Source organism: Paraburkholderia sediminicola (assembly GCF_046026895.1).
Taxonomy (GTDB): Bacteria; Pseudomonadota; Gammaproteobacteria; order Burkholderiales; family Burkholderiaceae; genus Paraburkholderia; species Paraburkholderia sediminicola_C.
Genome location: NZ_JAQQEU010000052.1, coordinates 43,971 through 50,497, shown reverse-complemented (window position 1 = coordinate 50,497; position 6,527 = coordinate 43,971). Strand labels below are relative to the sequence as shown.

5 protein-coding genes are annotated in these 6,527 nt (G+C 58.7%); 1 reads left to right on the top strand and 4 read right to left on the bottom strand.

The genetic code is table 11. The features are described from left to right. The 3 genes from PQR02_RS28295 to PQR02_RS28285 form a co-directional block, all read right to left on the bottom strand. A partial coding sequence (locus tag PQR02_RS28295) for a histidine kinase dimerization/phospho-acceptor domain-containing protein (RefSeq protein WP_408239194.1) occupies positions 1-237 on the bottom strand: 237 nt, incomplete at its 3' end. 14 nt (positions 238-251) lie between these two features. Next, on the bottom strand, positions 252-1,013 hold the full coding sequence (locus PQR02_RS28290; RefSeq protein WP_408239192.1) for a PAS domain-containing protein: 762 nt from the start codon (positions 1,011-1,013) through the stop codon (positions 252-254). A gap of 792 nt (positions 1,014-1,805) precedes the next feature. Next, positions 1,806-2,681 carry a lipid A biosynthesis lauroyl acyltransferase gene (locus tag PQR02_RS28285; protein ID WP_408239188.1) on the bottom strand — a complete coding sequence of 292 codons (876 nt, stop codon included), beginning with the start codon at positions 2,679-2,681 and terminating at the stop codon, positions 1,806-1,808. A 780-nt stretch (positions 2,682-3,461) separates the two neighbouring features. Between PQR02_RS28285 and PQR02_RS28280 the strand changes: the two genes are divergently transcribed. Next, on the top strand, positions 3,462-4,607 hold the full coding sequence (locus PQR02_RS28280; RefSeq protein WP_408239186.1) for a YncE family protein: 1,146 nt from the start codon (positions 3,462-3,464) through the stop codon (positions 4,605-4,607). 452 nt (positions 4,608-5,059) lie between these two features. Here PQR02_RS28280 and PQR02_RS28275 read toward each other — a convergent pair whose 3' ends face one another. Then, on the bottom strand, positions 5,060-6,304 hold the full coding sequence (locus PQR02_RS28275) for an aminotransferase class I/II-fold pyridoxal phosphate-dependent enzyme (RefSeq protein WP_408239183.1): 1,245 nt from the start codon (positions 6,302-6,304) through the stop codon (positions 5,060-5,062). Positions 6,305-6,527 lie beyond the last annotated feature (223 nt).

The window sequence follows — 6,527 nt, the reverse complement described above, 5'->3', positions numbered from 1 at the left end:
TGCGACTGGATCGAGCGGCGCGATTTCCCGGTCGCCTTTCTTGAGGAACGCGCGAATCCGCTGGATTACTTCGCCCGCGCGGTTGGTGTCCTGAACAATGTCTTTCAGTATCTCGCGCACTTCGGCCAGGTCGACAGGATCCGTTGCCATAAACCGCTGGGCGGCCTCAGTGTTGCTCAGAATCGCGGTAAGGGGCTGGGTGAGTTCATGCGCGAGCGTCACCGCTAGCTGACCCATCGTCGACACGCGCGTCAGATGGGCCAGTTCCTGCCGGTTTCGGTACAGTTCATACCGCTCCGTTCTGTCGATGATAACCGCGAGCACGGCCTCTTCATCTTCGAATCGAATCGTCTTGCAGCCGACCTCGACCGGGAACTCGGTTCCATCCTTGCCCGCGCGAACAGATCGCGAGGGGCCGCCACTATGGAAGCGTGTGCCATGCGGGAGATCTCGGGTTCCGGCGTGGACTCGTTATCGCTCCGCAATTGCGAAACGAGCATAGTCGCAGGCTGCCCGCTCAGTTCGTCACGTCGATACCCGAAGAGCCTTTCGGTCTGCTCATTAGCCAGCACAATCCGCCCGTGTTGATCAATCATGAGAAGTGCAATCGGCAGGAATTCCAGAGCGCTCCGGAATTTTTCTTCGGCCTGCCTGCGGTCGGTGATATCGACGCATGAACCAACATAGCCGAGAAACGTGCCGTCGACGTCCTCCTGCGGCACGCCGGTATCGAGGATCCAGCGATACACGCCATCCCGTCTTCGCAGACGGTATTCCATTGTGAAATCCTTGCGGGCGTCAAACGATGAGACGTAAACGCTCAGGCAGCGTTCGAAATCGTCCGGGTGCACACCCTCTGCCCACCCGTTGCCGATTTCCTGCTCCAACGTGCGGCCCGTAAAATCCAGCCACGGCTTGTTGAAAAACGTACACAGCCGAGTCGTATCCGACATCCAGATCATCACCGGAGCCGTGTCCATCATCGTCCGGAAGCTCGCTTCGTTTTCCCGCATAGATTCTTCCTCTCGCGCGGCTTGTCGCGCTTGACGGCCTCGCCCCCCGGACACGCTAGCGTTTTCTGATTCCGCCACGCCGCCCATGCAGTCCTCGCTCGTCACGCGCCCTTGCTCAGCATTGCGGCGCCTCGCCTGATCTATAAGAGTACGGCTACCAACACAACAGCAGCCGCGGCGATGCCCATGATCATTGGCGGGTGCGTCCTCGTGAGTTCGCGCAAGGATTGCGCCAGGGGCGAGCAGCCTGCGACACGAGCCCTGGCGCAGGACTAACCTGACTTTGCCTCAATAACGCGACAATCTGACCTTGCAATTTTGCAAGGTCAGCAGACAACAACGCGGGGCAAAAGTTGACCCCCTCGTAGTCGTCAAATAGGCATGGTAGATGTGTGACATGCTTACTGCAACAACCCCCGATCAGACGCGAAACGGCGGCTGCTTGGATTCGACCCATGAGAAGCTTTGCATAACGCCCAAGAGCGGTCGGTCAAACTGGGATCGATGACCGTCTCTTCACGGCCGAGGCCCCGTGTAAAAACGCAAAAGTACTCGGTTTTCGGATATCGCTTTAAGCTTCCGCAAGGTGCAGCGTCATTCATCCCTTCGAGTCGGTCGGCAAGTGATCGGTCGTTGGACATTCGCGCTGGATTGCGCCCTACGCTCGACGAATGGCCGCTGCCGCGTGAAGTCGATGCCCGGAGTCGACCCGCCATGGCCGTTCGCTCTGGGTCCCGTTTTCCGGTTTCGATTGCTTGCGGGACGTATGAACGAGCTGGGCGCACGGCACGATCAATATACCGCAGGCATGCCGGGTGGACGATGTTTGAAGCGTCGATGCACCCAGTAATACTGTGCGGGGAATTTCATTATCTGGGCCTCGAGAAACGCATTCATGCAACGCGCATCATTCGTGTCGCTTTCTGATGGGAAATCGCTGAGCGGCGCGAAGATGGTCAACCGATATCCTTTGAAATCCGGCAGTACTTCGGTCACGAACGGCACAACGCGCGCGTGCCCCAATCTCGCAAGTCGCGAAACAGAAGTCAGCGTGCACGCAGGAACGTCAAAAAAAGGCACAAAAACAGAGTCGTCGATGCCATGGTCCATGTCGGCAGCAAGCATGACCGGTTTGCCCTCGTGAAGGAATCTCACGATCTTCCTGGCGCTTGTCGAACGTTCGATCATCTCTGCACCGAATCGGCCGCGTTGCCGTCTGGCCAGGTCGCAAAGACGCGTGTTCGACATGTGCGTGTACAGGGCAGCGACAGGCAATTGCAGCGAGTAACGCATGCACCCGATCTCGATGCCCACGAAATGAAATCCCAAAAAGATTGTAGGCGGAGGATTTTTGTCTTGGAGATCAATCGCGCTTTCGATCTGGACGATATTTCTTATCGTTTGCGCGCTACCAAACCATTGAATGCCTCGTTCGAGATAGCTGCGGATGACATGCCGGAAGTGTTCCCTCGCAAGCTCATCGTACTCAGCTCCAGTCTTTTCCGGAAAGCAGAGGCGCAGGTTGACAAGGACTATATGTTTGCGGCGGCTGGGAAGCGCATACAGGACCGCGCCAAGCGCGCTGCCAAGCCTCGCGACCAATTGGTACGGAAGTATTGAGAGAAAGCGCAGCAAAGCTACGATGAGCAGATGACTGAGTTGTCCCACGACTTGCTCCTGTGTGGTGGTCGGCTGTGCCATGTGGAAACACTTCAGTTCGCTGACCACAAACGTTTCATTGGTACGCTGCAAAGGCGACGTGGCTGTCTTGGCGTGCCACACTGAAGCTGTGCGTCGACGTGGCGAAAGTCCAACTCTGGCCCAACTTCCCGGCGCTGTCCACGCGACACTTGTTCGAAGCGGTGAAGCTTGGCGCCGGGACGCGGTGCAGGCCGGTGAAATCCGACTTTGAATCTCCGTCTCAGAGACACCCGAACAACCGCTTCGGCCGACAACGCGCCGGACAGGATCGGCGCGCGAAGGTCCGTTAGCTGGTGGCGAAGCCGACGTTCGACTGTCAGCATGAAAGCACGGGCCAACGGCCGTAGATGGCCGAACCCGGTCCGACGCCGAGACAGTCGAGGTAGCCGCCGTCGACGTTCTGTGTCCGGCAGAAGTCGACCCTGTATAAACATTCGCCTTCCGAGGCGAGCCGTCCGCTCAAGGACAGGCAGCGGACGCGCCGGATTGCAAATAAAAAGTATCGTCTGAGTCTACTGATCCGAAGGTAATCGCATAACTGGTTGAATTGGCAATGAAAATAGTCGGCCTGACACGCCAACCGAATGCTTTGTTGCGCCGCAGCAAGATTACGTCTTCGACTTTGCGCATTGCTCGTCCTATTGTGCTTGCGGAGGCTGCGTCCATTCGTGGCGTGGTCTCGCAACCTTGCAACCAAAAATGGTCCCCGTTCCTGACCGGACATGCGGACCTATTCCGGAGACAACAATGAAAAGACAGCTTTGGTTCGCGTTAACGCTTGGCGCATCCATTCTGCTCACCGCGTGCGGGGGAAGCTCGGACAACCTCACCTCCACTTCGCCGACCATCAAGACTGCCATCGCGGTACCCAATTCGGCCACCCCGCCGTTCAGTTTCGACATCAGCTACGCCGATAGTGGCAAGTACTACCTTGCCGACCGCAACAACGCGTCGGTCGACGTGGTCGACACGAAGAGCAACACGCTCATCTCGCAGATCAAGGGCAGTGGCCCCACCGCCTTCACCGGCTTTAATGCGAACACCGATGTTGCTGGCCCTGATGGACTCGTCGGTATTCCCGGCACGAACACCCTCTATGCCGGCGATGTCAACTCGATCAAGGTCATAGACGTCGCGCAGCAGAAAGTCGTCAGCACGATCGCAGTGCCACCACTCAACACGGCCCCGCACCGCGTCGACGAAGGCTGCTACGACCCGGACGATAACCTCGTGATGTTTTCGAGTCCGGGAGAGACGCCTCCGATTGCGACTTTCATTTCGACGAAGACAAACGCGATCGTCGCGACTTATAGGTTCACGACGTCGTCCGGCCTCGAGGCGTGCGTGTACGACTCGAAGTCGAAGAGCTTCATCGTCAACAACGACGGCACGCCGACCAATCCGGCAGGTGAGGTGAACGTGATTGCCGCGAATACGGTGGTCGCAGGCACACCGGCGGTGAGCAAAGTATTCCCGCTTGGCGCATGTGGGCCAACAGGACTCGAACTCGGTCCGAACAACGACATGCTGGTGGGCTGCGATCCGGCCGCCGGGAAGCCGCTTATCACGTTGATCCTCGATCGGACGACGGGCGCCACGCTTGCTAGCATTCCATTCGGCGGAGTCGATCAGGTCGCGTACGATGCAGTGTCAAACCGCTATTTTCTTCCGGCTCGTCATGAGACCGCGACCGGCATCGCGGCCGCCTCCGGCTTCACGCCGATACTCGGCACAGTCGACGCGTCGACGCGCACACTCATCGACAAGCTGGCGGTGGGCAACGGCGTACATTCGGTCGCGGTGGATGGCGCCTCGGGTCAGGCGTACGTGCCCTTCCAGCCGGGGGTCGCGGCTTTCCCGAATGGCGGGATTCATGTCATTACTACGCATTGAAGGCGTATGAACCGGTGCCGGCGTGGAGGTTGTGCTGCACGATCCTCGCCCGGTAGCGCTCCTTGAAGCCGGGGGGCTTCGAGGAGATCGCTCCCGCTGCGCAAGAATGCATTGGGCTTGTCTGCTCCTCGCTGACTGGGAAGGTCGCGACCGAGTTCGATCCGCCGCCAGCGCCAGCGTGAGCGCCACGCCGCCGGTCCGACGACGCCATAGAAAGCACGAACCCGGCACGTGGCTGGGTTCGTCTTGCTGCTGCTGTCGGAGCAATAACAGGGCGCGCCTGTCCTGCAATGCAGAGGGAATATTCACAGTTGAAAAGGGCTAGGTCATCCAGCGCCACAGGGTGGCAGGTGCAGAAGCTTGCAGAGATAGCACAAGTCAATCGCGCACAAATCAAACGCCCGGGCAAGCGCCATATCAGGAACTCGAAGCTGGCGCATCGAAGGAGAAAGCTACGACACCGCCTTTGCACCGATGCTTTCCATTACCGCGATGGCATGATCGATTTGCGTCTTGGTATGGGCCGCATTCATCATGAAACGCAGTCGTGCTTGTCCGAGCGGCACGGCCGGAAACTGGATTGAGTCGACGTGGACACGTTCTTCCCGCAGTACGTTGACGTAACGTACGCACAGTTCAGTGTCGCCGATCAGCACGGGAACGATTGCCGTTTCGGTCGACAGCAGCTGGTATCCGAGCGGTCGTATGCGCTCGATGAAATAGCGCTGGTTGTCCCACAGTCTTTGCCGCCGTTGCGGCTCTTCGGCCATCAGGTCGAGCGCAGCCAGTAGGGCGCTAGCCTGGTCCGGCGGCGGCGGGCAGGTAAAACCATAGGCGGAACTGGCAAGCCGGATCACGTCAGCCATATCCCGATCGAGTGCCACGAACCCGCCAATGGCGCCAAATGCCTTGCTCAGCGTGCCCATCTGGATGATATGGGGGCTGTAGCAACTGAAATGTTCCGAGGTGCCGCCGCCATGCTCGCCTAGTACGCCGGTAGCATGCGCATCATCGATATAGAGGATGGCGCCATAGCGATCGGCCAGCGCCACCAGGTCCGGCAAGGGGGTAATCGTCCCTTCCATGCTGAACACGCCGTCGCTGACGATGATTGGTGTGGTGCCGTCCCCCGTCCGCAGGAGCGACTCCAGATGATTCATGTCGCAGTGTCGGTAGGTGCGGCGCAGTGCGCCGGACATTTGGATGCCTTCCCGAAGGCTGATGTGATTGAACTCATCCGAGTAGTAAGCATATTTGCGGCGAGCCTTGGGGCGGTAGCCGTGTAGGCGCGCCAGCGCAGCGGCTTTGACCAGCGTCGAGAGCACGCCGAGATTGGTCATATAGCCAGTCACGAACAGCACTGCGTCGCTTTTGTGCTTGAGTGCACCCAGGCGTGCCTCCAGTTCCCGATAGACCTCTAGATCGCCGCCCAGAAGGCGCGACTCGCAGTTACCGACGCCATAGCGATCCAGCCCCTGCTTGGCGGCAGTCACCAACCGGGGATGATTGGCCAGCGCCAGATAATTGTTTGAACTGAACGAAACGAATTCACGCCCATTCGACATGAAGGTGGGATCCGGCAGTGTCGTGTGAACGTCAGATACGTGGTGAAGGGTGTGGCTTTCCAGCCATTGGGCGATTTCGCCTAAGTCATGCATTATGGTGTTTTCCGTTTTGGCCCGGAATGCGTCGAACACTCCCGATTGTCAATCCGGTTCCACGGGGTGCGGATCAAGTCGGATAATGACCCTGGATGCCCTTGGCTCCAAAGCCGGTTGTCAAAAACGTCCGTGCCCGGCGGCACAATTCGTCATCGCTTTGCCCTTTGACGGCCTAAGTCGATCTGCGGATTGCAGCGATCCGTTTGCTGTCAATCAACGGAATGTCTGATCTGCCACAGCGTCCCGACGCCCGCCGTGC

What these genes read in the sequence shown, in the direction of transcription:
- PQR02_RS28280 (WP_408239186.1), top strand. Translation starts at nt 3,462, where the DNA reads ATGAAAAGACAGCTTTGGTTCGCGTTAACGCTTGGCGCATCCATTCTG.
- PQR02_RS28290 (WP_408239192.1), bottom strand. Translation starts at nt 1,013, where the DNA reads ATGCGGGAAAACGAAGCGAGCTTCCGGACGATGATGGACACGGCTCCG.